This window comes from Campylobacter sp. (assembly GCF_019423325.1).
Taxonomy (GTDB): Bacteria; Campylobacterota; Campylobacteria; order Campylobacterales; family Campylobacteraceae; genus Campylobacter_B.
This window is the reverse complement of record NZ_JAHZBQ010000001.1, coordinates 945,174-970,127: the sequence shown is the minus strand read 5'-3', so window position 1 is coordinate 970,127 and position 24,954 is coordinate 945,174. Positions and strand designations below refer to the sequence as shown.

Here is a 24,954-nt window from a genome sequence, read left to right as displayed (position 1 = left end):
CCTTAAATGAAATGTGCAAAAATACCGGCACCGATGACGGTAAGAAGTCCCGTAACTGCCATCGCTAAAGACGCCATTGCGCCCTCTATGTCACCGATCTCAAGAGCGCGCGCCGTTCCCATCGCATGGCTCGCGCAGCCTAGGGCGATACCTTTTGCCATCGCCTTTTTGATGCCAAAAATTTTAAGTAACGCCTCGCCAAAAACACTGCCGATGATGCCCGTAGCGATGATGCAGGCTACCGTTAGTGTCACGATGCCGCCTAAGCTTTCGCTGATACCCATACCGATTGGCGCCGTGACGGATTTCGGTAGTAGCGTGACATACATTGTGTGATTTAGCCCAAATATCACCGACATCGCGTAGATGCTGCCTAGTCCTGCGATCATACCCGAAATCAGTCCTGCAAAAATAGCTAAAAAATTACTTCGCAAAAGCGCCAGCTGCTCGTATAGCGGCACAGCTAGACAGACGGTAATCGGCGTTAAGAAAAAGCTAATGTGCGAGGCGCTCGCGTTAAATTTCTCGTATGGAATTTTAAAGAGTAAAAGCACGCAGACGGTAAGCACGATACCGATTAGAAGCGGGTTGAAAATAGTTAGCTTAAAGCGCTTTTTTAGATAAAGTCCCAGCTCAAACGAGCCTAGGCACAAAAATACGCCGAAAAAAGCGGAGTTCATTAAAATTTCTCTCATTTTTTGTCGTCTCCGGATAAAATTTCGCGCTCCAGCTTCGCATCCACGCCCTTTGTATTCACGCCGTCTTGTTCGTGCGCGGCTTCGTAAAGCCTGCGCTTAACGCGGGCGAGGGCAATTTTATAAAAAATTTGCGTTACCGCGCCACTTGCACCGATGACTACTACCGTAGAGACTGCCGTAATCGCGATGATTGCGAAAAGATGCTGGCGTAGCGCGTCGCCTGCGATGATGATCGCAGCGCCCGCAGGGATGAAGATCACAGGCATAATCTGCATAAAAAATGACACGGTTTCTCTGATCTGTGATACTTTGATGAGTTTGAAGATCAGGGCTAAAAGCATAATGACTAGCCCATAGATGCTAGCGGGGATCGGCACAGGCACGAGCGCCGCCAAAATCTCCGCAACAAAAGATATTCCTAAAATCACACTAAATTGGATTAAGTAGTTCAAAGTTTACCTCGGATTAAAATTTAGGGCTAAATTTAGCACTTTGCAGTTAAAATAGATATTAATCTTGCTAGGTTTGGGCGAAATTTTGCGGCAAAATTTACTTAAGCAAGCTCTGTAGCTAGGCTTTAGGTAGAATTTTGCGATTTATCATAGCGCTAAATTTAGCCTTGCGGCACGGATAAAATTCGGCTACGACTACTTAATCAAGCGTCTCGCCTAGCTCGATTTTAACTCCGAGAGCCTTGCAGACTAAATCAAAAATTTCAATATCGACGTTGGGCGCGTATTCGTCCAAAACTGTGTAAACTTCGGCGCGTATGTCCTCGTCGTGGCTCGGGTGCGAGCGCGAATACAGCTCGTCCGTGCGGCGCACGAGCGCGAGATTATCGATATCTCGCTCGCGCATCGCCTGCTTGAGCCGCTTTGAAATTTGCCATTTGAAACTTTGCATTTTCGCTCCTTTAAATTTGCGCGATACTAGCCAAAAGGGCTTTAAAATTTAATTTCTTAAATCCGACGACGCGTTTCGGCGCAATCAACGAGCCTGCGTCGCTCGGTCTTGCGCTTGCAAATATAAACGAGCTGGGTTTAGATCAAGGCTTTACCGGCTAAATAGAAGATTATCTTTGCGTAAATAGCGCTAAATCTTGCAAAGCCAATGGGATTACTTCGCCGTGCGAAGCGCCTTCGTAGAGCCTAAACTCGCAAGAAAGCCCCTTTGTTTTTAAAATTTCAGCTAGATCGGCTACTTTTAAAATTCCCGCTTTATCGGTTTTCCCTTTACGCATTTCACTCGAGCCGGCAACGAGCATTATGAATTTCGCTTTTAAATTTGATCTAAGCTTTCCTTCGTCTAGGGCATCTCTGATCAGTTGTGATTCACCCCACCATAACGAAGGCGAGGCGATAAAAAACTCGTCGAAAATCCCATCGTCGCGCAGCAAAGCATAAATCCCGAATAGCCCGCCAAAAGAATGTCCGAAGTAAATTTTATCGCTTTTTGCCGTAGAGTATTTTTTCTCCACGAGCGGAAATAGTTCATCTTTTACGAAATCGTAAAATTCTCCCGCGCCGCCGCCGTTTGCATATTCTTCGCCGCTCGCCGCGGGCGTTAAATCTCTCGTGCGACGCTTAGTATCATACGCTAACGGGCTGTCGTATCCGATGCCTACTATAAGGACGGTTTTGCTTAATTTCGGCACCGCTTTTGCGTTTTGCTTTGCGCCATTCGCATAAATTTTCGCATAAGAGTTTAAAAGCATAGCAACTTGTGCGTTCGCATCAACCATAAAAACTACCCTATCGTAGCGAGCGACATTTTTTTGGCGAGCTATAAAAATTTTATATTTTTCGCCGCTCTTGCTTTTTAAAATAAAATCGCTCACGCTAAATATCTCGCGTGCAGCCTCGCTTATCCGCTCGATCTTTTGCAGCGGTTTTGCCCCCAGATCGCAAGCGAATAAGCACGCTAAAAAGAGCGCGTTAAATACCGCAAGAAAGCTCTTCAGGCTTACCATTTAGCGTTTACCTTAAACCAAAACCTCCTGCCCTCCTCGGGATACCAATAGTAATTGCCGTCGTCCGCGAGACCCTCGTCGTATCGGACGTTATCAAAGATATTGTAGGCGGTTAAATTTAGGCTCAGATTATCGTTTAAATCGTATTGTGCGCCCAAATCCGTAGTAAAAAGCTTTTTGTCGTTTTTGCTGACTCTATTGCCCGGACCGAATTGTACGCTTGTAAGCTCGCTTTCGTAATTTACGCCTACGAAGGTAGAAAGCGGAGCGATCGGCCTATAGCTAAGCGTCGCATGTGCGGCATGCTTCGGAGTAGCGGTCAGGGATTTGCCATCCAGCCTACTAAGATTGGTTTGGCTAAATTTAACGGCGCCGTTTGGCGTATAGATCGTAGGATCCCCGGTTTCGATCTCGGAGTGGCTATAGGTGTAGTTCGCCTTGAAATTTAACCTCTTAGTAATATCGTAATCACCGCTCAGCTCAACGCCGTAAACCTCGGCTCCTTCTATATTAAAATACGTTCCCCAACCCGGGCAATTAACGCTCGGTGCGCCGGCGCAGCCTCCGTAGGCGGGAATCCTATTGATATTGCTGCCATCGGTATCTAAAATTTTATCTTTGAAGTCGTTTTTAAATAGCGTGATATTGCCGCGCAGATCGTCTGCATTATCGTAATAAAGCCCGATCTCGTAGGTCGTGCTTTTCTCGGGCTTTAAATCCTTGTTACCGAAATCTATAATCCTCCAACCGCCCTGAATCGTGCCTACTTCCGGCGAAATTTGATTGACGTCGGGAGTTTTATAACCGGTTGCGACGCCGCCTTTGATCGTCCAAGTATCGCCTATATTAAACGTCGCGTAGGCTCTGGGTGAAAAGTGGTTGCCGAAGTATTCGTTGTGCGTGAGCCTACCGCCGAGCGTTAAAAATAGCGTATTTTCCAAAATTTCAATCTCGTCCTCTAAAAATCCCGCATGCTCGTTCATAGAAAATCGCTGCGGAGAGCGCAAATTTTGCCTGCTCGCGTTTGAAACGATAAAAGTCGTTCGCACATCCTGTTTGCTAAAATCATAGCCGAAGGTAAGCGTATTTATACCGAGATAAGTCGTAAATTTGGAATTAAAATTTCTATTTTTTACGATTGCGGGAGAAAGGCTATCAAAAATGCTCGTACGCCGAGTCTTATCCCAAAAATAACTTATATCAGCACTTAAGCTCTCAAACTCACCCAAATATCCGACGCCGTGATTTTCTCTTTTATATTTATAGTGATTTAATCCGCGCGCGTTGGGATAAACGGCAGTTTTACCAAGAGTCCTTGAATAATCATGATTTTGTCTTCCGGTTTGAAAGTAAAATTTATTATTTTCATCCGGCGTTAGCCAAAGTTTGGCGTTAGAATCCGATTTATCACTCTTCTGATAGCCTCCCTTATAGCCATCCTCGTCGCGCAGTTTCTTATATCCCCACAGCTGAAGCGCCGCATACTGCCCGAAGGGAATATTGACGTAGGCTTCGCCCATCTTGCCGTTTCCGATACCTTCGTGATCTTGGATAGTTGTAGATATAGCAGCACTTCCGCTAAATTTAGAAAAATTCTTTTTCGTAATGATATTTATCACGCCGCCTACCGCATCGCTTCCGTAAAGCGAGCTCATCGGTCCTCTAATCACTTCGATACGCTCTATCGCTCCTGCGGGCGGGATAAAATTTGAGTTCATATCGCCCGCCCCGCCTTTTGGGTTCGCCGCCGCGGAACTTACACGTTTGCCGTCGATAAGCACAAGGGTTTGAGAGCTTTCCATTCCTCTGATGGATATCCCGCTTGCCGGGCCGTCATCGCCTGCAATAACGCTGACGCCAGGCATTCTATTCGCAATATCGTGTAGCGAAGTGAATCTGCCGCTTGATATCTCTTTATTATCCAAGGTGGAGATGGAGGCCGGCGCCTGCCTGATATCTTGGCGAAAGCCGCTCGCGCTTACTACGATCTCGCCAAGATTCGTGCTATTTGCGTCACTGCTTAGGCGCGAGCCTTCCATGCCGCATAAAATCGAAACGCTCGCGCATATAGATAATGCGATAAATTTCGCCTTTTTAAAATACATATCTTTTCGCATTTCTGTTCCTCTATTTTGAAATTTAATCGCGGATTATAACTCAAAGCGGATAAATTTAATATTAATTATTAAAGTATTTTTATAGAATTAAATTTGACTAATAATTCCCCATTCCATCGATATTTTTATAAAAATTATTTTAAATAAAGTACAACATATAATCAAGGAGTCGCTCTAAATAAGTAAAATTTTGTAACGCTAATCCTTAATCATTAAGTTGTTTTGGAGAAATTTTGCACAGTTTTTGATTTTATCTGCTTTAAGAATCATTTTCGCTTTTGTGGACATGTATATTTAAACCATCGAAGGCATTACAAGCGGCAGCGCGAAAACAGCTTTACTCTATTGATTTCGTGCATCCTGCGGCTTGCGATAATCATATAGACAAGCATGGATTTAGTACACGATAGTTTTAACACGGTAACTTCGTATGAATAAATTTATATTACTAAGGGGTATAATCGCTTCGGCGCAATTTAAAATTTTGAGTAGTTTATATAGGCGGATTTAATTTTAAAATAGTTTTATCAGCACGGCATAATCTGCCGAGGTTTTAACTTTAGAAGTAAAAAAGCAATTTAAATTTAAAATCCTGGCGCAAGAATACAAAGCAAGAAGATAAATTTAATAGGACCCCACAAAGTTATCTTAAAATTTAGTGGGATCAAATTTGATTTTACGCCGCAGGCACGTTATTTTCGGCGTGAGTATCGCTAGAGTCTTTGGGCCTTAAAAGCCACTGCTTTGCAAATATCAGCGCGTAGATCGCAGCGCCGATGCTATAACTTGCGTATTCGCTTGGGATAAACTCTATAAATTTCGCGCAGATATTAGGCACCAGCATTAGCGGCGTTACTAGCAGCAATAGCAGGCGCTCTATCGGGTTACATTTAGTTACGAACCAGCCCTGAAGTGAGGAGCTGAAAGCAAACATACCCACGATCGCCGTGGCAAAAATCAGCACGATTTGCAGTGGATCGCTGATCCAAACGATGCTCTTTGAATCCATCGGATCGCCGATGCTTTGGATCAAAAGCAGCTTGTTGTTGAAAAAGAACGCAAACGGAAGTACCGCGGTGCGCAGATCATACACGAAGCCCTGAAGCCCCACGGTCACCGGATTTGCCTTTGCGATACCCGCCGCAGCGTATGCGGCAATACCTACGGGTGGGGTATCATCGGCTAAAATTCCAAAATAAAAGACAAAAAGATGCACTGCGATCGCAGGGATCAAAAAGCCATTTTTGCCCGCTAGTATCAAAATTACAGGTGCGATTAAGCTTGAAACGACGATATAATTCGCCGTAGTAGGAAGTCCCATGCCCAAAATAAGGCTCATTATCGCAGTCATCAGAAGTATCAGAACTATGCTATTTCCCGCAACCGCTTCTACGAGCTCTGAAAGAACCTGCCCCAGCCCGGTAAGCGAGATCGAGCCGATGATGATGCCCGCTAGTGCGGTGGCAACGGCTACCGTGACCATGTTTTTAGCAGCACCCACCATAGCCCAAAAGATATCTACGAAACCTACGATAAAATCGGACTTGCCGACCTTTTCGCCGAATATCGTTTTTTTAGCGGGTTCTTGGACGATCATTATCAAAAATAGCACGCAGATCGAGTTAAACGCCGCAGAGATCGCGCTTTTTTTCAGAATCAATAGAGTAAAAAGAAGCACCAAAATCGGTATTATGTAATGAATGCCGCTAAATATAATTTTTAGCTTTGAAACCTTGGCGTAATCGCGGCTGCCGCGAAGCCCTAGCTTGCAGCTTTCAAGATGCACGATGAAAAATAACCCCGCGTAGCAGACGAAAGCGGGGATCACCGCCGCGATCATTACGTTGGTGTAGCTCATACCTAAAAATTCCGCGATGATAAATGCCGCAGCGCCCATGATAGGCGGCATAAGCTGCCCGTTTACGCCCGCAGCGACCTCGATAGCGCCCGCCTTAGTGGCGGTAAGCCCCGCTTTTTTCATTAGAGGGATCGTAAAGGTGCCCACTGTCACGACGTTTGCGGTTGAGCTGCCGCTTACCATGCCGGTTAGTCCGCTAGCGATTACGCTAGCCTTGGCGGGTCCTCCGCGGAAGCGACCTAAAATCGCAAACGCTACGTTTATAAAATACTGCCCCGCTCCGGCTCGCTCCAAAAGCGCACCGAATAGCACGAACAGATAAATGAAGCTGGTGCTGACCCCTACCGGCACGCCGAATACGCCCTCTGTCGTTAAAAACATATGCCCTGCAAGCAGTTCAAAGCTTGCGCCGCGATGCGCGATGATATCGGGCATATAAGGACCGAAGTAGCAATACAGAAGAAAGGTAAAAGCGATAATGCCAAGCGCTGGTCCCATCATACGACGACCTGCTTCAAAGAGTATGAAAATTCCGATAAAGGCTGCTACGATATCTCTGGTTAGATAATTTCCCGGGCGCTGCGCTAGCCCGTTAAATTCTATCGCAGGATACAAGATTGCGGCGACTCCGACGATTAATAAAATATAATCGTAAAACGGGATGTAAAAATGCGCCTTGGAACGCGGGCGAAATGGAAAAAGCGAAAAAATTATAAAAACAGCGAACGCCAAGTGGATTGAGCGCGCAATATTCGTATTTAGCGTAAAATACGCGATGTAAAGCTGAAAGACCGACCACGCGAAGCAGACCAGCGTCACGAGCCAGAAGAGCTTTTTAGAGGTAAATTCTCTACTTTTTACCTCTAAAACCTGCTCGTCGTTTTGTGTAGATTTCTCCATCAACTAGCCTATTTCAGCAGCCCGGCTTCTTTATACACCGCCTCTGCCGCAGGATGAAGCGGCGCACTAAGCCCCTCTAAAAGAGATTCTTTGCTTACCAAATTTAACGCAGGGTGTAGTTTTTTATACTCGTCGAAATTATCAAGTATCGCCTTAACTACCGCTCTAACCGCTTCGTCGCTTTGGCTAGCGTCAGTTACGAGTACAGCCTTTACGCCGATAGTCTGCGTATCGTGATCTACCCCGTCATACATTTTTGCAGGTATCACGCCTTTGGCAAAATATGGATATTTTTCTAGAATTTTTTTAATATGCTCATCGTCGATGCTAACTAAGTCGATAGGAAGCGAAGTCGCCGCATCAGTGATATTTGCGGTCGGATGTCCTACGACGTAGAAGTATCCATCGATCTTCTTATCTTTTAGCGCCATAGGGCATTCTTGCGCGGTTAAGACACCGTGCTGGGCGAGCTTTTTAAGATCGAAGTCGTAGTTTTCAAAAACTATCGTGCTGGTTAGCTCGTTGCCGCTACCAGGGTTTCCGATATTAATCTTTTTGCCCGCAGCGTCGCCGTAGGCTTTGATACCGCTCTCTTTAGAGACGACGAAAGCCAAAAGCTCCGGATAGATCGAAATTACGGAGCGTAAATTCTTATCCGCCGCGCCTTGAAATTTGCCCGTACCGTTGTATTTATCATAGACGACGTCGCTTTGAACGAAGCCGAAATTTAGCTCTTTTTTAAGCACGTTATTGACGTTATACGTCGAGCCGCCCGTCGATTGCACGGAGCATTTCATATTTTTATCCATATTTACCAAGCGGCAAATCGCGCCGCCTACCGGATAATAGGTGCCGGTCATACCGCCAGTGCCGATATTGATGAACTCCTTAGCGCCTGAAACGCTAGCTAGTAAGGCCAAACCGGCCAAAGCAACAGAAAATTTTTTCATCTTTGCTCCTTTTTGAGTTAAAAGTTTGAAAGTATTGCTAAATTTCTATAAAATTCTAATAAAAATAGATCGAATTTCGCGCAAATTTACGATTTTACACATCGTGGTGCAGGTGATTTAATATCAAAGTAGGGTGGCGATCTGCTCTGATATGCGGAATTTTACCGCGATAAAATTCTAAGCTTGAAATCCAAACGCCCGTGGATAAAATTTAACGCTATAAATTTCAAGCCTTAATAACTCACGCCGCTAAGATACAGCCCGTTCGGCGGAAAGGGGATTCTGCTAAGCGCCCGCGAGAAGCTGATCTTGCGCCCGCTCTGCACGGATTTTAGCGCGTTTGCGACCATCAGCCGCACCTGCGCTCGCAAAAATCCGTTGGCTTTAAAATTTATCAAAGTCAAATTTCTAAAAGAGTAGGCGCGCGCGATGTAGAGCTCGCGTACCGGGCTTTTTATGTCGCTGCCGCTTTTCATAAACTCGCTAAAATCGTGCTCGCCGACAAAATTTGCAAGCGCAGCATTGAGCGCGGCAAGATCCACGCGCGGATAAAACACGCAAAAATCGCTAAGAAAGGGGCTTGGACGTCCGTGGTTTAAAACGTAGCGATAGCAGCGCGCTACGGCGTCGTAACGCGGATGAAAATCGCGCGGCACCGGGCTGATGTGACGTACAAAAATATAGGGCGCGCAGTGGCGGTTGATGAGCTCTTTTAGGCGCGGTAGCTCCCAATGCACGGTGCATTCGACGCAGCTTACCTGGCGCAGCGCGTGCACCCCTTTATCGGTGCGCGAGCTGCTAATGAGCGGCGCAAAGATCCCCACTCGCCCCAAAGCCGCGCGCAGCACGTCCTCGACGCCGCACCCGTGAGGCTGAGACTGCGAGCCGCTAAATTTCGAGCCGTCATAGGAATAGACGAGCTTGAGCTTTACGCGCTCGGAGTTTGCGCTCGCTGCAAAGGTACACGCATCTGCAGGAGTATTTGGCAGGGTGCTTATTTTGCCGATGTGCGCAAGTTCATTCGCTACAAAGTCGCTTGCAGGCGCGCTTTCAATAATATTTTTGAGTTCGGACGCGCTTGCGAGGGTGTTTGCGGAAATACCCGCTTTGTAGGCGGCATCTGCTTTGAGAGAGTTTGCGGCACGGGCGTCTGCGGGACTTGTGCAAATCTCTTCTATGCTTGTCGCGCAAATATCGGAAGCGGCGGAATTTTTACGGGCGGAATTTAAATTTGCCGCGCGCGTAGTCTTTTTGGCGCAAACGGCGCTAGAGCTTTGCTCGGCGCTTTCGTGATTCAAACCACAAGTAGGCGCAGCATGGGTAGCCGTATCGCTCGCCGAGCTTGCGAGAGCAGAATTTTTAAAATTTGAAAGCTCATCTTTTGAAATGAAGACTTGCTCGCCGTTTTGCGCTTTGCGTTTTAAATTTACGCCGCGCAAAATTTCAGACGCGCTAGGCTCGCTCGCCGAAATTTTATCCGCTAAATTTCGAGCGGACGAGCTTTCGTTTAAAATTTCGCCGCCGCAAAGCTCGGAGTCTTTTTCAGTATCTCGGGGCAATTTTGATCCTGTAGTATAGCAGCGAGCCGATAAGCGTAACGCCGAATGTCACCGGAAGCGCGATGCTCGGGTATTTAGAGAGCAGCATAATCATCGCGAAGTAGCTAAAAAGCACGCCGAAGATCCCCGCGTAAACGAAGCCCTTTTCGTAGCGATAGGTCACGATGCCGAGGCTTAGCGCAAACAGGAAGCTCGCCAGCGGAAAGAGCGAGACGAGGGTGTAGATGCTAAATTCTTTCCTGCGCTTCTCGCTGCCGCTCATATCGCTCCAGTATCCGATCACGCCGCCTCCGCCGCGGATATTGCGGTCGCTTTGCGTGCGCAGGGTTAGGCTTTCAAACTCGCTTACGTGCCACTGCTCGCCGCCCATCGTGTAAATTTTGCCGTCGTGTAGCATCGCAGAAAAGCTCGCGTTTTCGTTTTTAAACTCGCCGCTACGCGCTACGATCATCCGCTCGTGATCCTGCGAGTTACCCGGATTATACAGCACGAGATCCTTATACAGCGTGCTTGTGCCGTTGTTTTCCTGCGAGTCGATAAAAACGAGCCAGTCGGAGAATTTCTGCCCGAATTCGTTGGATTTGATATTTAGCGTCGCGCTAATTTTTTTGTAATCGATGAAATTGTCCTTTAAATTTTCGGCTATCGGCATCATAAAAAGCGATACGAAAAGTAGCGCTAAAGAACACAGCGCGGCGCTTATGCCGAAAAACAGCGCGATCTTGCGCGTGGCGTAGCCGATGGTAAATATTACGATGGTTTCGTTCTCTTTAGATAGCCTAAAAAGGGAGATGCTAAGCGCTACGAAAAACGCGATCGGCACCGTAAATATGAGTATACGCGGCAGCATGAAAAGATAGAGCTTGACTAGCTCTGAAAAATTTATCTCGATAAACGACGTAATGCGCGCGATCTGAAGGAAAAATACGATCGACATTATGATAAAAAGCGTGCTGAAAAGCGACGCGAACGAGCTAACGAAATTGCTAAATAAATAGCGCTGCACCCTATCCATAAATGACGTCCAAGAGCCTTAAAATTTGATCTTTGAATATAAAGGTAAGAAGCAACCCCATCGATAAAAACGGCACGAACGGCAGCTCGTAGCCCTTTTTGTGCGCGATGAGATACGCAGGCAGCGTCAAAATCGCGCCGATGTAGATCGAGATGCCGCCCAGCTTCCAGCCCAAAATCGCCCCCATAACGCCCGCGATAAAAATATCCGCGCTTCCCATCGCTTCGCGCTTTAGCACTAAGGTGACGATGAGACGCAGCACGAAAAATATCGCCGCGTATCCCGCCGCCGCGCCCACGCCGCTAAGATCAAAATCATACATCAGCGTATAAGCAAGCGAGAGCGCCGTAACTACGTAAAGAAGACTCTCTGGTACGGCTTTATACTCAAAATCGATCGCCGAAAGCGCCATAAGCAAGATAAAGCAAAGTCCGAGCACCGCGGCTTTTGCAAGATCGGGCTCGCCGAAATACGCCGCAAGCGCAAGCGCGCCGCCTAAAAGCTCGACGATCGGGTAGCGGATCGAAATTTTGGTTTTGCAAAAGGCGCATTTGCCGCCCAAAAAGAGCCACGAAAGCAGCGGGATGTTGTGGTAAAATTTTAAAGCGTGAGAGCATTTTGGGCAGTGCGATGCGGGGAAATTTACGCTCTGTCCGCGCGGCAGGCGGTAGATCAGGACGTTGCAAAACGAGCCTACGCAGGTGCCGAATACCGCAAAAATCACGCCGTAAACGATATTTAAATCCATCTTTTTCCTTTAGAGCTTTTAACTTTTTAAAATTTAATCAAACGCTCTATGGTAGCGAGAAATTTCTTAGTTTTCATTGATTTTTTGCCTCTCGTAAGGGAAAAATTTTACGAAAATCGCCGCCGCGCCTACGCAAAATAAAATGGCTATGAGCCCGGCGATTAGCGGCTCGCCCCATACCCCATATAATTCGCCGAAAATCAAAAATCCCGCCACCAGTATCACGGCGTCTAAAAGATCGAAGTTCAAAGTATCTACGATCCATAAAAACATGATATATGCGCCTATCCCGCTGCCTGCGGATGCCAAAATCCCCATTTTATCGGGGATGAAAGCAAATGCTAGCATAAAAAACAGCAGCAGGCAAATGTAGACCGCCAGTATAAATTTCTTTGGTTTTTTATACACGCTGCCGCATCTTGGGCATATTAGAGTTTTCATCGGCTTTTTCGTAAGCTTTTTGCCGCAACCACATTGTATGTAGTAGCTCATGGCCTTCCTTGTCGGTTTTAGCGTTAACGGGCGGCGTGATTTTAAAATTCCTGTCGCGTTTAAATTTACCGCGCCGCGCAATACGGCTCGCGCTAGAGCTTTAAATTTAAGCGGCGCGAAATTTTAAAATTTTATAGCGCTGCGCGCCTACGTAATTAAAATTTTAAATTTTACGACGCCGTAAATTAAAATCCTGAAATTTTAAAATTTCAAGGTATCGCATGCCTGCGAATTAAAATTTTAAAATTTAAAGCGACCGTTAGAGCGACTGCGCCGCAGCTCAAAGACCGCCGAAGCGGCGCTGTTTGCGGCGGAAATCATCCACTATGTGCGCAAGCTCCTCGCGCGTGAAATCCGGCCACAGCGTCGGCGTAAACGCAAGCTCGGCGTAGCTTGCCTGCCAGAGTAAGAAATTCGACAGCCGCTGCTCGCCGCCCGTGCGCACCAGCAGATCCACGTCGCCGCTGTGCGCGGTATCCAGATACGCGCCGATGCCCGCTTCGCTTAGTCGCTCGCCGCTTGCAAGCAGCCGCTCGCACGCTCGCACGATCTCGTCGCGCGAGCCGTAGTTGATCGCCAAGTTAAAATTTAGCGCTCGTCCGTTTTGCGTTAAATTTGAAAGATATTCGATCTCGCTTTGCAGATCGCCGCTAAAAGCCGATATGTCGCCGATAGGATAGAATTTTATTCCATTTTGGATAAATTTTTCGCGGCGTGAAATTAGGAATTTTTGAAGCAGTTTCATCAAAAATTCCACTTCGCTTTTCGGGCGCTTCCAATTTTCGGTGCTAAAGGCGTAGAGCGTGAGGTTTGCGATGCCTTCATCAATACAAAACTCGCAGATCTGCTCCACGACTTCCGCGCCCGCTTCGTGTCCGCCGGTGCGCAGCAGACCGCGCTTTTTCGCCCAGCGCCCGTTGCCGTCCATCACAAGGGCTAGATGATTTAGGCTATTCACGGATCAGATTTTTTTCAGCTCAGCCGCGATTTTTAGGGCGACTTCGTCCTTCGGCGCGGTGTCGATTACGACCTGATCGTTTTTTGTGATGAAGGTGACCTTAAGGACGTCGCCGCCGAGCTTGATAATGTCGTCGAGCACGTTTAGGCACACGGCGTCGAGATGCTTTTCATTAAGCATGCGTTTGGCCTCGCCGACGGCGTTTTCGCGGTCTGTTTCGAGTTTAAAGCCCACTTTTTTGATATTTCCGCGCACAGAGCTTAAGATATCCTCATTTTCGCCCAGGCGTAAATTCCAAATTTCGCCGATCTCCGCTTTTTTCACCTTGTCTTTATAGCGAACTTTCGGCGAATAATCGCTTACCGCAGCGGCCATTATCAAATACGCGCCGTCGGGGAATTTTGTGCTGTCAAGCGCCGATTTTAGTCCGATGGTGCTTTCAAATTTAACGAGTTTATACGGTAAATTTTCATATTCGTTGCTAGAGATCAGCGTCACGTCCGCGCCCAGATAAAACAGCGCGTCGGCAATCGCTTTGGAGGTTTTGCCGCTGGAAAAATTCGTAATGCCGCGCACGCTGTCGATCTTTTCAATCGTCGCGCCTCCGGTGATGATGACGGTTTTGTCTTCCCAAAATTTATCGTTATAAAGCGCGCGCTTTAGCGTCTGCATGATCGCCTCGGTGCTCGCTAATCCGCCCTTACCGGTATCGCCGCAAGCTAGAGTTTTTTCTATCGGATCCACAAAATACGCATTGACGCTTGCTTTTAGCATATCGATGCAGTTTTTTGTGATGTTGTTTTCAAGTAGCGCTGGATTTGCGGCTGGTGCGATAACCACCTTGGCATGGGCGAAGGCCGCGTTTAACACCTCTAAAAATACGTTGTCGCAGACGCCCCAAGCGAGCTTGTTTATCGTATTTGCTGTCGCAGGTGCTATCAAAACTAAATCCACCTTGGAATAAGCGATGTGGTTGATGCCAGCCTGCCAGTTTTCGTTGGCTTTGCAAAGCACGGGGTGATCGCACAGCGCCTCGAAAGCTTTGTAGCTGACAAACTCCTGCACGCCGTCGCTAAGCGCGACATAGACGTCGAAATTCGACTTTTTCAGAGCAGATAAAATTTCAAACGCTTTGTAAAAACTGATACTCCCGCAAACCGCGAGTAAAACCTTTTTCTTACTCATCTTCGCTCCTAAAAAATTTATGGAAAAACCCATCTTTGTTGATTTGTTTGCTTCGGCTGATCGCCAGCGCGCCGCTCGGAACGTCGCTCGTAACCGTCGTGCCCGCGGCGATTATAACGTCGTCGGCCACCTGCACGGGCGCTACTAGCTGCGTGTCCGAGCCGATAAAGACATTTTTACCGATTATCGTTTTGTATTTTTTCTTGCCGTCGTAGTTGCACGTAATCGTGCCGCAGCCGATATTGCTACCCTCATCGATCTCGCAATCTCCGAGGTAGCTTAAATGCCCCGCCTTGATCTTGTTTACTTTCGCGTTTTTAAGCTCGACGAAATTTCCGATATGGGTACCTATAACTTCGCATTTTGGGCGCAGATGTGCCATCGGGCCGATGTCGGAGTTTTTTACGACGCTATCTTCGATGACGCAGCCGCTTTTAATGAGCGAGCTTTCGATCACGCAAGGACCGATGATGCTTACGTTTTCTTGCAACTCGCATTCGCCGATAAATTTCGCCCTGCTATCGATGTAGATGCTTTGCGGTAGGCGCATTAAAACGCCTTGTTTCATCAAATTTTCTTTGATCTCGTTTTGCATTAAATTTTCGGCGATGCTAAGGGCGAGCTTATCGTTTATGCCCATGAAGCTTTGTTCATCCACCCACACGGCGGCGCATTTTAGGCCCATATCTTTGGCGATTTTAATCGCGTCTGTGAGGTAGTATTCTTTTTGCGCGTTATCTGGTTTGATCTGCGGCAGAATTTGTTTCAATGCCTCGCTTTTGAAGCAGTAGCAGCCGGCGTTTGCGTCTTTTACCGCCTTTTCCTCTTCGCTTGCATCCTTTTGCTCGACGATCTTTAAAATTTCGCCGCCGCGGGTGATTACGCGGCCGTATCCGAAAGGATCGCGTGCGCTAAAAACGCTTAGATTTACTTCCGCGTTTCCCTCGCAGAGTTTGCGAAGCTCGGCGCTTTTTACCAAAGGCATATCGCCGCAGATTATGAGCGTTTTGGCTCCGCTGATTTCGACCTCTTTTAGTCCGCCCGCAGTGCCAGGGAAATGCTCGTGGTCTTGTTTGTAGATTTTAGCATTTGGAAAGTGCGCTAGAACCGCGCTTTTAACCTCGTCGAATTGGTAGTGTAAAATCACGCTCACGTCGTTTGAAATTTCGTAAGCTTTCTTTAGGATGTGGATTATCATCGGCTCGCCGCAAAGCTCGAAAAGAACCTTGGCTTTTTGCGACTTCATCCGAGTGCCGAGTCCTGCGGCAAGAACTATAACCGAAACGTCGTTCATTTTTACCCTTAAATTTCAAAAAATCGAATAATTTTAACACATTTAAAATAAATAAAAACCTAAATTTATGCCGCGCGGACGAAATTTAAATCCCAAATTCAACTAAAATTTTATAAAATTCCGCCTAAATTTTAAAGCTTAGGCGGATGTTTTGAAAAAACTGATTTTGGTTACTTGTATTTGGGCTTTTAGTTTCTCGCTGATAGGCGAGTTTTTGCGCGGCATAGACAGCGCGTATTTGGCGTTTTCGCGCGTATCATTGGCGCTAATTTGTTTTTTGCCGTTTATGAAATTTCGCGGCGTAAATCCCGCTCTGGCGCTTAAAATTTGCGCCGTTGGCGCAGTACAGATCGGCGTGATGTATATCTTTTACTACCGCAGCTTTGCGTATTTGAAGGTCTATGAAGTGGCGCTTTTTACAATATTTACTCCGTTTTACGTGACGCTGCTTTACGACGCGCTTAAGCTTAGATTTCGCGCGCTATATCTTTTCAGCGTCGCAGTCGCGGTGCTTGGGGCTTTGGTGATTAAATTCGGCGCGATAAATTCTGAGTTTTTGACGGGCTTCTTGCTCGTGCAGGGCGCAAATTTATGCTTCGGACTCGGACAGAGCGCGTATAAATTTATGCTGGAGCGCCACGGCTTTAGCGAACAGAAGGAGCTTTTCGGCTACTTTTTTGTGGGGGCTACCGCGGTTACGGCGATTGCTGCGATCGTGCTCGGGGATTTTTCTAAATTTAATCCTAGTTTCTCGCAAGGCGCGGTGATCGTGTATCTAGGAACTGTTGCAAGCGCTCTGGGGTATTTTTTGTGGAACAAAGGCGCGTGCGAAGTCGATAGCGGCGTGCTTGCGATTATGAATAACGCGCTCATCCCTGCAGCGATCGTCGTAAATTTGGTATTTTGGCAAAAAGACGCCGATCTGGCGCGCCTACTTGCGGGCTCGGCGCTGATCTACGTTTCGCTAATTTTGCATAAAAAGATTATGAAATTTTACGCCCTACGCGAGCAAAGAATTTAGTATTTAACTAAAATTTTATATTTTTACATTAGAATTAGCCCTTATTTTATTTGAAGTTGGCAAAATGAAAAAAACCTTGAAATTTATCGTTTCTATCGTACTTATTTTTATTGCGATATATTTTTTATACGGTAAATTTTTTAAGCAAGAAGAGACGCCGAAGGCTCTCACCACAAGGCTTGAAAAGGGCGATATTAGAGGCACGGTGACGGCTGCAGGCGAGGTTTATGCCAGGGATTTGGTCGACGTGGGCGCGCAGGTAAGCGGTCAGATCAAAAAGCTCTACGTCAAAGTGGGCGATAAGGTTCAAAAAGGCGATATGATCGCACAGATCGACTCGGTCACTCAAGAAAACGAGATCGCGCAGCAAAAGGCACAGCTTCTGATCCACGAGGCAAATTTGGCTTCGGCAAAGATCGCCGCGGCAAACGCCAAAACGCAGTATAACCGCGAGCTTGAGTTGTATAAAAGAAACGCCGCTTCCAAAGAGGCGGTGGAAAATGCTAAAAATAGCGCCGCTTTAAAGGAAGCCGAGCAGAAGCAGATCGAGGCGCAGATCGAGCAGACCAAACTTCAGCTAAGCACCGCGGAGACGAATTTCGGCTACACCAAGATCACGGCTCCGATAAGCGGTACGATCGTTTCCATGCCGGTAGAGGAGGGCAAAACGGTAAATTCCAACCAAACTACGCCTACGATCGTAAAGATCGCCGATCTAAGCAAGATGGAGATCAAGATGCAAATCGCAGAGGGCGATATATCCAAAGTAAAGATCGGAATGGACGTAGAATACTCCATACTATCGGATCTGGATAATATCAAAAAGGCAAAAATTTACAAGATCGATCCCGGTCTTACCACGCTTAGCGACGGGACTTACGATAAAACCTCTAGCGGATCGTCCTATTCTTCGAGTAGCAGCGACAGCGCGATCTATTTTTATGCAAAGATGCTCGTGGACAACGAAAATGATTTTTTAAAGATCGGAATGACGACCGAAAACAACATAATCGTAAGCGAAGCGAACAATACGAGCTACCTACCTACCTCGGTTATCAAGCGCGACGCGAAAGGCGATTATGTCACGGTGCTTAACGGCAAAGAGCCTGAGCAGCGATACGTAAAAACGGGCGTCAGCGACGATTTGAATACTGAAATTTTAAGCGGCCTTGATGAAAAAGATGAGGTGCTTATCGCCGATGGAAAAGCCGCACCGTTAAATATGGACGGGCCTCCAATGGTGTTTTAGTTAAAATTTTATGGTGTAAAGATGCTAAAGCTTAAAGATATAAACAAAAAATTCATTCTCGGCGATAACGAAATCCACGTCCTAAAAGACGTAAGTTTAAATATCGAAGCGGGCGAGTTTATATCGATAATCGGACAATCCGGAAGCGGAAAATCCACGCTGATGAATATAATCGGCTGCATCGATACGCCAAGCAGCGGAAGCTATAAGATCGAAGGTCACGAGACCGCGAATTTAAGCGGCGACGAGCTTGCGGCGCTTAGAAGCAAAAAATTCGGCTTTGTCTTTCAAAAATATAATCTCATCGCCACGATGGATGCGACCGCAAATGTCTCGCTGCCTGCGGTGTATGCAGGCGTAGGGGCGAGCGAACGGACGAAACGAGCGGTGGAGCTTTTGAATAAGCTGGAGCTTGGCGATCGCACTAAAAATTTACCGAGCAAACTTAGCGGCGGGCAGCAGCAGCGCGTAAGTATTGCCCGCGCTCTGATAAACGGCGGCGAAGTGATTTTGGCAGACGAGCCTACCGGCGCGCTTGATAGCAAAAGCGGCGAGACGGTGATGCAAATTTTAACGGCGTTGCACAAAGAGGGTCACACTATCATCATAGTTACGCACGATGCGCATATTGCGGAATTTGCGGATCGTATCATCGAGATCAAAGACGGTAGAATTTTAAGCGATAAAAGAAAGGCTGAGCGGGTTTTTGAGCGCAAAAAAGAGCAGATCAAAACGAAAAATTCCTTTATATTTTGCAAAGATCAGCTCATCGAGAGCTTTAAAATGTCGATTAGCGCGATATTTTCGCATAAACTAAGATCGATTTTGACGATGCTTGGTATCATCATCGGCATTGCGTCTGTTATCTGCGTAGTAGCTCTCGGTAAGGGTTCGGAGGAGAAAATTTTATCCGAGATCCGTAAAATTGGCACCAATACGATCGATATCTTTCCCGGTAAAAATTTCGGTGACGTGCGTGCGGGCTTCGTGAGCACCCTTACGATAAGCGATTCTAAAGTTTTGGCGCGCCAGCCCTACGTCGATTATGCCACACCAAATGCTTCTGCAAGCGGTACGGCAACATATGCTAATTTAAGCTCCAAGGCTCAACTGCGCGGCGGCGGCGTGAATTCTTTGGCGGTTAATGGCATAGATATAGAAGATGGTAGAAATTTTAGCGACGATGATATTAAAAATTCTGCCTCTGTCGCGATTATCGATCCAAACACTAAAAAAACATTTTTTAAAAATTCCGATCCTATCGGAAAGACGATTTTATTTTCGGGTAAGCCGCTTAAGATCATAGGGGTTTCGGGTAAGGATAAAAACGCCTTCGGAAGCAACGAAAATTTAAGAATTTACGCGCCGTACTCAACCGTGATGAATAAAATCACGGGCAATCGAAAAATCAGCTCTATCACCATCAAAATAAAAGACGATGTCAATACTCAAGTGGCCGAAGAGAGCCTAACTCAGCTACTTATTCAAAGACACGGCTCGCGGGATTTTCATACGATGAACGCAGATACTATCAAACAAACAATACAAAGCACTACCGGCACGATGACGATTCTGATCTCATCGATTGCGGTGATCTCACTCGTCGTCGGCGGCATCGGCGTGATGAATATCATGCTCGTAAGCGTTACCGAGCGCACGCGCGAAATCGGCATTAGGATGGCGATCGGCGCGAAGCAATCCAACATCTTGCAGCAGTTTTTGATAGAGGCGATCTTGCTTTGCTCGCTCGGTGGAGCTTTAGGAATTTTAATCGCTTTGGCGCTTGGATTTGCATTTAATACCATAAGCCCGGATTTTGCGATGAAATTTACTACCGCGCCTTTCGTGATCGCCTTTGCGGCGTCGTCCGCGATCGGTATAGTTTTCGGCTATCTGCCGGCAAGAAACGCCAGCAGATTAAATCCGATAGATGCTTTAGCACAAGAATAATCAAGGAGAGAAAATGATAAATTCCAAAGTAATTTTAAGCGGCGTTTTGGCCGTCTTTATCGGTGGCTGCGCCTCGAATCAAAGCGAGGTCGAGTATAAACCCGTAGAGAATTTCAAAGATGAAAACGCAAGCTACGAAATCGATACGCTGTGGTATAAAAAATATGGCGAATCATACCTAAATAAGCTTGTAGATCAAGCTCTTGCGAATAACTATGATCTAAAAACAGCGGCTTTAAACGTTGAGAGTGCTTATGCAAATTTAGGGCTAAGCAGGGCTGATCTTTTTCCTACGCTAAGTAGCTCGTGGAGTGCGGGCGCTAATCGCGACATAAGCACCGGCTCGAATTGGAACAAAACCTATAGCTCGGGCTTTAACGTAAGCTATGAGCTTGATCTTTTCGGCAAGATCCGCTCGGCGGTAAATGCCGAGGGCTGGAACGCCAAAGCCAGTGAGTTTGACCTTGAAAATACTCGCCTGACTCTTATAAATTCCGTCGTAAGCGGCTACTTCGAGATGCTTTATTTAAACGATTCGCTAAAATGGACAAAACAGAATTTAAGCGATTACCGAGAGATCGAAAAAATAATCAAGGCAAAATACGATTACGGCAAGTCCGAACAGCTTGATTATAGGCAGATTCAAAATTCTATCCTAGGGCTTGAAAACAAGGTCTTAAGCATTCAAAAAAATATCGAGGATAATCATAAATATATGAGAAATCTTATCTCCTCCAGCTTGCAATTTGATGATAACACCGATTCGATAAATTCCATAGAATTCCAAGGCGTTGATCTAAATGTGCCTTACACGGCGCTTGCTAATCGCCCCGACATTAGAGCTGCGATCGCTAGGCTAAATTCCAGCTTTTACGACGAACAGACCGCTAAGTTAAATTTCTTTCCTAGCGTAAATTTAGGCGCAGGGCTTACTAACGGGCAAGGCGTGAGCGCTAACGATAGCTTCAAGCTAAATTTTTTAAGCGGCAACGTAAGCATAAGTTTGCCGTTTTTGGATTATGCGAGGGTTGAAAACCGCCTTAAAATTTCGGAGATCGCTTTTCGCAAAAACGTCGTAAATTACGAACAGACGCTCTCTAACGCTACGAATGAGGTGCTAAATTTATATAGAATTTACCAGATCAATCTGGCTAGCCTTAAAAATTTAAGCGCTGCTTACGATGAAAAGGCGCGCATTGCCGATCTTTACGCCGCGAAATACGAAGCTGGCTCAAGTGAGCTGAAGGATATGCTAGAAGCCCGCACCGACGCCGTAAATGCCAAGATAAACGAGCTAAATCAAAGATATTTGACGCTTCAAAACGAGGCAGCGATCTATCGCGCAATGGCAGGCAAATTTAAACGCAAATGAAAAAGGCTTTGATATTTTGGCTGCTTTGCGGCGCAATATTTGCTGATTCCACGGCACTAAGCGCACAAGATGACTCAGTAAGCTTTGGTGCCAGCGCTTACGTTGCGAACGATAAACAATCAGAATTTGAGAAAAACCATAGTGAAATTCTGCTAAATCGTCAAAAAAATGAACTAGATAGGCAAAGCCTGCAAAATAATTTGCAACGTGAATCAAAAGGCGTAGGCGACCACGATGATTTTTCGATGAAAAAACAGCCGATGCAAGATATCAAAGAGCGAAACAATAAAAATGAGAAGGACTTAAAATTGCGCCGTAAAAAGCTGCAAGGCGACGCTTATCGGCGCTAGGGCTGCTTTTGTTTATCGGTTTTTAAGTAAAGTTTCTATAAAATCTCCGCTTTACATTTTCTTAAAGGAACAGTTATGAAAAGAACGTACCAACCCCACAATACCCCTAAAAAGCGTACTCACGGCTTTCGCGTCCGCATGAAAACAAAAAACGGTCGCAGAGTTTTAAGTGCAAGACGTGCTAAAGGCAGAAGAAGATTGGCTGCGTAGGCGAATTTACTGCGATAAGCGATAGCAGGGTTTTTTCGGAGGTTTATAAAAGTGCGGCGAAGTGGCATTGCGAATGCGCTGTTGTGTATTTTTTAGCTAGCGAAGAGCGTAAATTTAGCGCGGTCGCCAGCAAAAAAATAGGCAATTCGGTCACGCGAAACCGCGCCAAAAGACGTTTGCGCGTCGCGTTTTATAATCAAAAAGACGCCATTGTTAGCGGAATTTTTATATTAATCGCAAAAAAGCAGATCATAGATATGAGTTTTGAAGACATTGAGCGAAATTTAAAATGGGCGTTTAAAAAGATCGGCGCAGTAAAATGAAGAGATTTTTTATAGTCGCGATCGGGTTTTATCGAAAATTTATTTCGCCTTTGCTACCGCGCTGTTGCCGCTACTATCCGAGCTGTTCGGAATACGCGCTTTATGAGTTTAAGTTTAACGGCGTCTTTGGCGCGCTCTGCGCCGTAACGGCTAGAATTTTAAGATGCAATCCGCTCTTTAGCGGCGGCATAGATTATCCGATAATCGCGCGAAATTTCAAATTTTGCGTATTTTCAAAAGCCTGCGAAGGCGGCTTTAACGCGCGCGCGCAGAAATTTAAGCTTTGGTTCATACCATATAAAAAAAATAGATATTACGTCATACGACTAGGAGAAAATAGTGCTAGATAAACTTCCTCAATCAAAGCGCCTTGCTATTGCAATAGCAACTGCGCTCATATTTTTCGTAGCTTACGATCATTTTTATTTATCAAAAATTCGCGCCGCTATGGAGGCAAACGCAACCGCAGCGCAAATCGCGCAAAAAAATACCGCCAAGTCCGCTCCGCAAACTTCCGCCGCTGGCGTGAGCGCGCAGGGAACGAATTTAAATACCGCAAATTCCATCTCTGCACCGTTAGTACGCGTAGTCGGAAAAGAAGCAAATTTTACGATCGACGGGCTCGGTCGCATAAGCTCGTATATACTAAACGATGCTAAATTCCGTGACGAAAACGGCGATGCGATAAATTTGATCGATCCTAAATCGCGTTCTAAACCGCTTGAGATGCGCTTCGAGGACGCGGCGTTGAATGCAATGGCTTTCGATACTCCTTACAGCGCTTCATCTAGCGAGCTGGACGTACGAAATGGAGAGGCTAGCGTTACGTTAAGTCAAAGTTTAGGCGCCGTTAGCATAAATAAAATTCTTACCTTTTATCCGAACGGTAGTTATAAATTGGATCTGAAGTTAAGCGGCAATGCGCGTTATTTTATCAGCCCCGGCTCGCGCCCGAACGTAGAAGTAGATAGCTATACGGTTCACGGCGTCATCGTTGGAAAACCAGGCGAAGCTGGAATTTCAGATAAAATCGCTTCATTTTTTACGGGCTCGCAGGCTATAAACGAAAGCGTAGAAATTTTTAAAGATGGCGATGTGGATAAAAATGAGCGAATAAGTGGCGTAAATATCGCTGCAAGCTCGGATCGTTATTATACGACGCTATTTTACGGAGAGAGCTTGAATGCGACCGTGACTGACGCAGATAAAATTTCGCAGGTTTTCATAGGCTCGGACGGCGATCTTAGTCTTACGGGCTATATCGGCGCGAAAGATCACGCGACGCTAAGCTCGATAAATCCTGCTCTTACGCACATTATCGAATATGGCTGGTTTACCTTTATCGCCCGCCCGATGTTTAAATTTCTAAACTGGCTGCACGGCTATATCGGTAACTGGGGCTGGTCGATCGTCGTGCTTACGCTCATCATCCGCCTAATCTTATTCCCGCTAAGTTACAAGGGAATGCTATCTATGAATAAGCTAAAAGATCTGGCGCCCAAGATGAAAGAGCTTCAAGAAAAATACAAGGATGATAAGCAAAAGCTGCAGATGCATATGATGGATCTGTATAAGAAAAACGGCGCCAATCCGATGGGCGGCTGCTTACCGATCCTGCTTCAGATACCGGTATTTTTAGCGATCTACCGCGTGCTGCTTAATGCGATCGAGTTAAAGGGCGCTGAATGGGCGCTTTGGATACACGATCTGTCGCTTAAAGATCCATATTACATCCTGCCGATTACGATGGGAATTTTGATGTTTTTGCAGCAAAAGATCACACCGACTACTTTTACCGATCCGATGCAAGAGAAGATGATGAAATTCTTGCCGCTCATTTTTACGATATTTTTAGTAATGTTTCCTGCTGGTCTTACGCTATACTGGACGGTCAATAACTTCTGCTCCATTATCCAGCAATACGTCATTAATAAAGCCTTTGCTAGGCATAAACAAGCTCAAGTAGCGGAGAAAAAATCATGATAATTGAAGCAGAAAATTTAAAAGACGCATATAATAAAGCAGCAGCTGAGCTGGAATGTTCAGTAACGCAACTTAATGTGCGCGTGCTGCAGCATCCAAGCGGCGGATTTTTGGGCTTTTTTAAGAAAAATGCCGTAATAGAAGCGGTTTTGGAAGGGGAGAAATTTAGCGAAAATCCGGAACTTAACGCCCCACAAAATAAAGTCGGCAAAGCAGAGAGAAGGCAGGGCGACAAATCAGAGCCGCAAAATCCGCGCGCCACGCATTCTAAACATCGCAAAGAAAAGCAAAAGGGCGTTGTGACGGATGAAATTCTATCCGATATCAAAGAGAAGCTATCTGCGCTTTTTAGATCAAGCGAGTTTAATATCGAAGTTAGCGATGTTAGCAAAATCGATGAAAATACCGTCTATATCAAGCTGCAAGGCGAGGATAGCGCGCTTTTGATAGGCAAAGAAGGACACCGCTACAAGGCACTTTCGTATATGGTTTACAACTGGATCAGCATCAGATATGATCTTGCTGTGGTTTTTGAAATCGCAGAATTTTTACAAAATCAAGAACGATTTATCGATTCTTATGTAAATGCGCTCGTGGAACGCTCCGGAAATGAGCGTATCGTCACGAAGGCTTTTGATGGCGCATTTATCAAGATCGTAGCCGACAAGCTAAAGCGGGTGTATCCAGATCGTTTCGTGGGCATCAAATCCACACGTAGCGGCAAAATCGTCATCGTAGACGAAAAAAGCTAAT

General features: G+C 46.1%; 24 protein-coding genes. 10 read left to right on the top strand and 14 right to left on the bottom strand.

Features of this window, described 5'->3' with window-relative positions; all coding sequences use genetic code 11:
* Positions 1-2 precede the first annotated feature (2 nt).
* The 14 genes from QZ367_RS04370 to glmU all read right to left on the bottom strand — a co-directional run bounded on the left by QZ367_RS04370 (position 3) and on the right by glmU (position 15,743).
* Positions 3-695, bottom strand: a complete 693-nt coding sequence (locus QZ367_RS04370; RefSeq protein WP_291937917.1) for an LrgB family protein — start codon at positions 693-695, stop codon at positions 3-5.
* Positions 692-1,150: a CidA/LrgA family protein gene (locus tag QZ367_RS04365; protein WP_291937916.1), complete on the bottom strand. Its 459-nt coding sequence runs from the start codon at positions 1,148-1,150 to the stop codon at positions 692-694. Before QZ367_RS04365 ends, QZ367_RS04370 begins: the two co-directional genes overlap by 4 nt.
* Before the next feature lie 199 nt (positions 1,151-1,349).
* On the bottom strand, positions 1,350-1,601 hold the full coding sequence (locus QZ367_RS04360) for a hypothetical protein (protein WP_291937914.1): 252 nt from the start codon (positions 1,599-1,601) through the stop codon (positions 1,350-1,352).
* Between the two features lie 169 nt (positions 1,602-1,770).
* The gene (locus tag QZ367_RS04355; protein ID WP_291937912.1) at positions 1,771-2,667 is read right to left on the bottom strand and encodes an alpha/beta hydrolase-fold protein; all 897 of its coding nucleotides are present in this window, start codon (positions 2,665-2,667) and stop codon (positions 1,771-1,773) included.
* Positions 2,661-4,784 carry a TonB-dependent receptor gene (locus QZ367_RS04350; protein WP_291937910.1) on the bottom strand — a complete coding sequence of 708 codons (2,124 nt, stop codon included), beginning with the start codon at positions 4,782-4,784 and terminating at the stop codon, positions 2,661-2,663. Before QZ367_RS04350 ends, QZ367_RS04355 begins: the two co-directional genes overlap by 7 nt.
* 676 nt (positions 4,785-5,460) lie before the next feature.
* A complete protein-coding gene (locus tag QZ367_RS04345; protein ID WP_291937908.1) occupies positions 5,461-7,542 on the bottom strand; it encodes a TRAP transporter permease in 2,082 nt (693 codons plus the stop codon).
* An 8-nt stretch (positions 7,543-7,550) separates the two neighbouring features.
* Positions 7,551-8,492: a TAXI family TRAP transporter solute-binding subunit gene (locus QZ367_RS04340; protein ID WP_291937906.1), complete on the bottom strand. Its 942-nt coding sequence runs from the start codon at positions 8,490-8,492 to the stop codon at positions 7,551-7,553.
* 233 nt (positions 8,493-8,725) lie between these two features.
* Positions 8,726-9,481, bottom strand: coding sequence for a tRNA pseudouridine(38-40) synthase TruA (gene truA / locus QZ367_RS04335; protein WP_291938152.1), 756 nt, complete (start codon positions 9,479-9,481; stop codon positions 8,726-8,728).
* Between the two features lie 553 nt (positions 9,482-10,034).
* Positions 10,035-11,066 carry an LptF/LptG family permease gene (locus QZ367_RS04330; RefSeq protein WP_177387932.1) on the bottom strand — a complete coding sequence of 344 codons (1,032 nt, stop codon included), beginning with the start codon at positions 11,064-11,066 and terminating at the stop codon, positions 10,035-10,037.
* Entirely contained in the window at positions 11,059-11,814 is a 756-nt protein-coding gene (locus QZ367_RS04325; protein ID WP_291937902.1) for a prepilin peptidase, read from the bottom strand. The genes QZ367_RS04330 and QZ367_RS04325 overlap by 8 nt, the downstream gene beginning before the upstream one ends.
* Positions 11,815-11,880: 66 nt before the next feature.
* Positions 11,881-12,306, bottom strand: a complete 426-nt coding sequence (locus QZ367_RS04320) for a hypothetical protein (RefSeq protein WP_291937900.1) — start codon at positions 12,304-12,306, stop codon at positions 11,881-11,883.
* 280 nt (positions 12,307-12,586) lie between these two features.
* A complete protein-coding gene (gene uppS / locus QZ367_RS04315; RefSeq protein WP_291937898.1) occupies positions 12,587-13,264 on the bottom strand; it encodes a polyprenyl diphosphate synthase in 678 nt (225 codons plus the stop codon).
* A gap of 3 nt (positions 13,265-13,267) precedes the next feature.
* Positions 13,268-14,449, bottom strand: coding sequence for a bifunctional phosphopantothenoylcysteine decarboxylase/phosphopantothenate--cysteine ligase CoaBC (gene coaBC, locus QZ367_RS04310; RefSeq protein ID WP_291937896.1), 1,182 nt, complete (start codon positions 14,447-14,449; stop codon positions 13,268-13,270).
* Positions 14,442-15,743, bottom strand: a complete 1,302-nt coding sequence (gene glmU, locus QZ367_RS04305) for a bifunctional UDP-N-acetylglucosamine diphosphorylase/glucosamine-1-phosphate N-acetyltransferase GlmU (protein WP_291937894.1) — start codon at positions 15,741-15,743, stop codon at positions 14,442-14,444. Before glmU ends, coaBC begins: the two co-directional genes overlap by 8 nt.
* 151 nt (positions 15,744-15,894) lie before the next feature.
* Here glmU and QZ367_RS04300 point away from each other — a divergent pair, with 151 nt between their 5' ends.
* The 10 genes from QZ367_RS04300 (at position 15,895) to QZ367_RS04255 (ending at position 24,953) form a co-directional block, all read left to right on the top strand.
* On the top strand, positions 15,895-16,764 hold the full coding sequence (locus QZ367_RS04300) for an EamA family transporter (protein ID WP_291937892.1): 870 nt from the start codon (positions 15,895-15,897) through the stop codon (positions 16,762-16,764).
* Positions 16,765-16,828: 64 nt separating this feature from the next.
* A complete protein-coding gene (locus tag QZ367_RS04295) occupies positions 16,829-18,013 on the top strand; it encodes an efflux RND transporter periplasmic adaptor subunit (protein ID WP_291937890.1) in 1,185 nt (394 codons plus the stop codon).
* A 21-nt stretch (positions 18,014-18,034) separates the two neighbouring features.
* Positions 18,035-19,963: a MacB family efflux pump subunit gene (locus tag QZ367_RS04290; RefSeq protein ID WP_291937888.1), complete on the top strand. Its 1,929-nt coding sequence runs from the start codon at positions 18,035-18,037 to the stop codon at positions 19,961-19,963.
* Between the two features lie 13 nt (positions 19,964-19,976).
* Complete coding sequence (locus QZ367_RS04285) at positions 19,977-21,335, top strand: TolC family protein (protein ID WP_291937886.1); 1,359 nt, start codon at positions 19,977-19,979, stop codon at positions 21,333-21,335.
* Positions 21,332-21,685: a hypothetical protein gene (locus QZ367_RS04280; RefSeq protein ID WP_291937884.1), complete on the top strand. Its 354-nt coding sequence runs from the start codon at positions 21,332-21,334 to the stop codon at positions 21,683-21,685. Before QZ367_RS04285 ends, QZ367_RS04280 begins: the two co-directional genes overlap by 4 nt.
* 75 nt (positions 21,686-21,760) lie before the next feature.
* Positions 21,761-21,895, top strand: a complete 135-nt coding sequence (gene rpmH, locus QZ367_RS04275) for a 50S ribosomal protein L34 (protein ID WP_005873223.1) — start codon at positions 21,761-21,763, stop codon at positions 21,893-21,895.
* Entirely contained in the window at positions 21,883-22,218 is a 336-nt protein-coding gene (rnpA, locus tag QZ367_RS04270) for a ribonuclease P protein component (RefSeq protein WP_367116681.1), read from the top strand. Before rpmH ends, rnpA begins: the two co-directional genes overlap by 13 nt.
* Positions 22,215-22,568 (top strand): membrane protein insertion efficiency factor YidD, encoded by a 354-nt coding sequence (yidD, locus tag QZ367_RS04265; protein WP_291937878.1) that lies wholly within the window; start codon positions 22,215-22,217, stop codon positions 22,566-22,568. The genes rnpA and yidD overlap by 4 nt, the downstream gene beginning before the upstream one ends.
* On the top strand, positions 22,558-24,201 hold the full coding sequence (yidC, locus tag QZ367_RS04260; RefSeq protein ID WP_291937875.1) for a membrane protein insertase YidC: 1,644 nt from the start codon (positions 22,558-22,560) through the stop codon (positions 24,199-24,201). Before yidD ends, yidC begins: the two co-directional genes overlap by 11 nt.
* A complete protein-coding gene (locus QZ367_RS04255; RefSeq protein ID WP_291937872.1) occupies positions 24,198-24,953 on the top strand; it encodes a Jag N-terminal domain-containing protein in 756 nt (251 codons plus the stop codon). The genes yidC and QZ367_RS04255 overlap by 4 nt, the downstream gene beginning before the upstream one ends.
* Position 24,954 lies beyond the last annotated feature (1 nt).

What these genes read in the sequence shown, in the direction of transcription:
- QZ367_RS04370 (WP_291937917.1), bottom strand. Translation starts at nt 695, where the DNA reads ATGAGAGAAATTTTAATGAACTCCGCTTTTTTCGGCGTATTTTTGTGC.
- QZ367_RS04360 (WP_291937914.1), bottom strand. Translation starts at nt 1,601, where the DNA reads ATGCAAAGTTTCAAATGGCAAATTTCAAAGCGGCTCAAGCAGGCGATG.
- QZ367_RS04355 (WP_291937912.1), bottom strand. Translation starts at nt 2,667, where the DNA reads ATGGTAAGCCTGAAGAGCTTTCTTGCGGTATTTAACGCGCTCTTTTTA.
- QZ367_RS04350 (WP_291937910.1), bottom strand. Translation starts at nt 4,784, where the DNA reads ATGCGAAAAGATATGTATTTTAAAAAGGCGAAATTTATCGCATTATCT.
- QZ367_RS04345 (WP_291937908.1), bottom strand. Translation starts at nt 7,542, where the DNA reads ATGGAGAAATCTACACAAAACGACGAGCAGGTTTTAGAGGTAAAAAGT.
- QZ367_RS04340 (WP_291937906.1), bottom strand. Translation starts at nt 8,492, where the DNA reads ATGAAAAAATTTTCTGTTGCTTTGGCCGGTTTGGCCTTACTAGCTAGC.
- QZ367_RS04330 (WP_177387932.1), bottom strand. Translation starts at nt 11,066, where the DNA reads ATGGATAGGGTGCAGCGCTATTTATTTAGCAATTTCGTTAGCTCGTTC.
- QZ367_RS04325 (WP_291937902.1), bottom strand. Translation starts at nt 11,814, where the DNA reads ATGGATTTAAATATCGTTTACGGCGTGATTTTTGCGGTATTCGGCACC.
- QZ367_RS04320 (WP_291937900.1), bottom strand. Translation starts at nt 12,306, where the DNA reads ATGAGCTACTACATACAATGTGGTTGCGGCAAAAAGCTTACGAAAAAG.
- coaBC (WP_291937896.1), bottom strand. Translation starts at nt 14,449, where the DNA reads ATGAGTAAGAAAAAGGTTTTACTCGCGGTTTGCGGGAGTATCAGTTTT.
- glmU (WP_291937894.1), bottom strand. Translation starts at nt 15,743, where the DNA reads ATGAACGACGTTTCGGTTATAGTTCTTGCCGCAGGACTCGGCACTCGG.
- QZ367_RS04295 (WP_291937890.1), top strand. Translation starts at nt 16,829, where the DNA reads ATGAAAAAAACCTTGAAATTTATCGTTTCTATCGTACTTATTTTTATT.
- QZ367_RS04290 (WP_291937888.1), top strand. Translation starts at nt 18,035, where the DNA reads ATGCTAAAGCTTAAAGATATAAACAAAAAATTCATTCTCGGCGATAAC.
- QZ367_RS04285 (WP_291937886.1), top strand. Translation starts at nt 19,977, where the DNA reads ATGATAAATTCCAAAGTAATTTTAAGCGGCGTTTTGGCCGTCTTTATC.
- QZ367_RS04280 (WP_291937884.1), top strand. Translation starts at nt 21,332, where the DNA reads ATGAAAAAGGCTTTGATATTTTGGCTGCTTTGCGGCGCAATATTTGCT.
- rpmH (WP_005873223.1), top strand. Translation starts at nt 21,761, where the DNA reads ATGAAAAGAACGTACCAACCCCACAATACCCCTAAAAAGCGTACTCAC.
- yidD (WP_291937878.1), top strand. Translation starts at nt 22,215, where the DNA reads ATGAAGAGATTTTTTATAGTCGCGATCGGGTTTTATCGAAAATTTATT.
- QZ367_RS04255 (WP_291937872.1), top strand. Translation starts at nt 24,198, where the DNA reads ATGATAATTGAAGCAGAAAATTTAAAAGACGCATATAATAAAGCAGCA.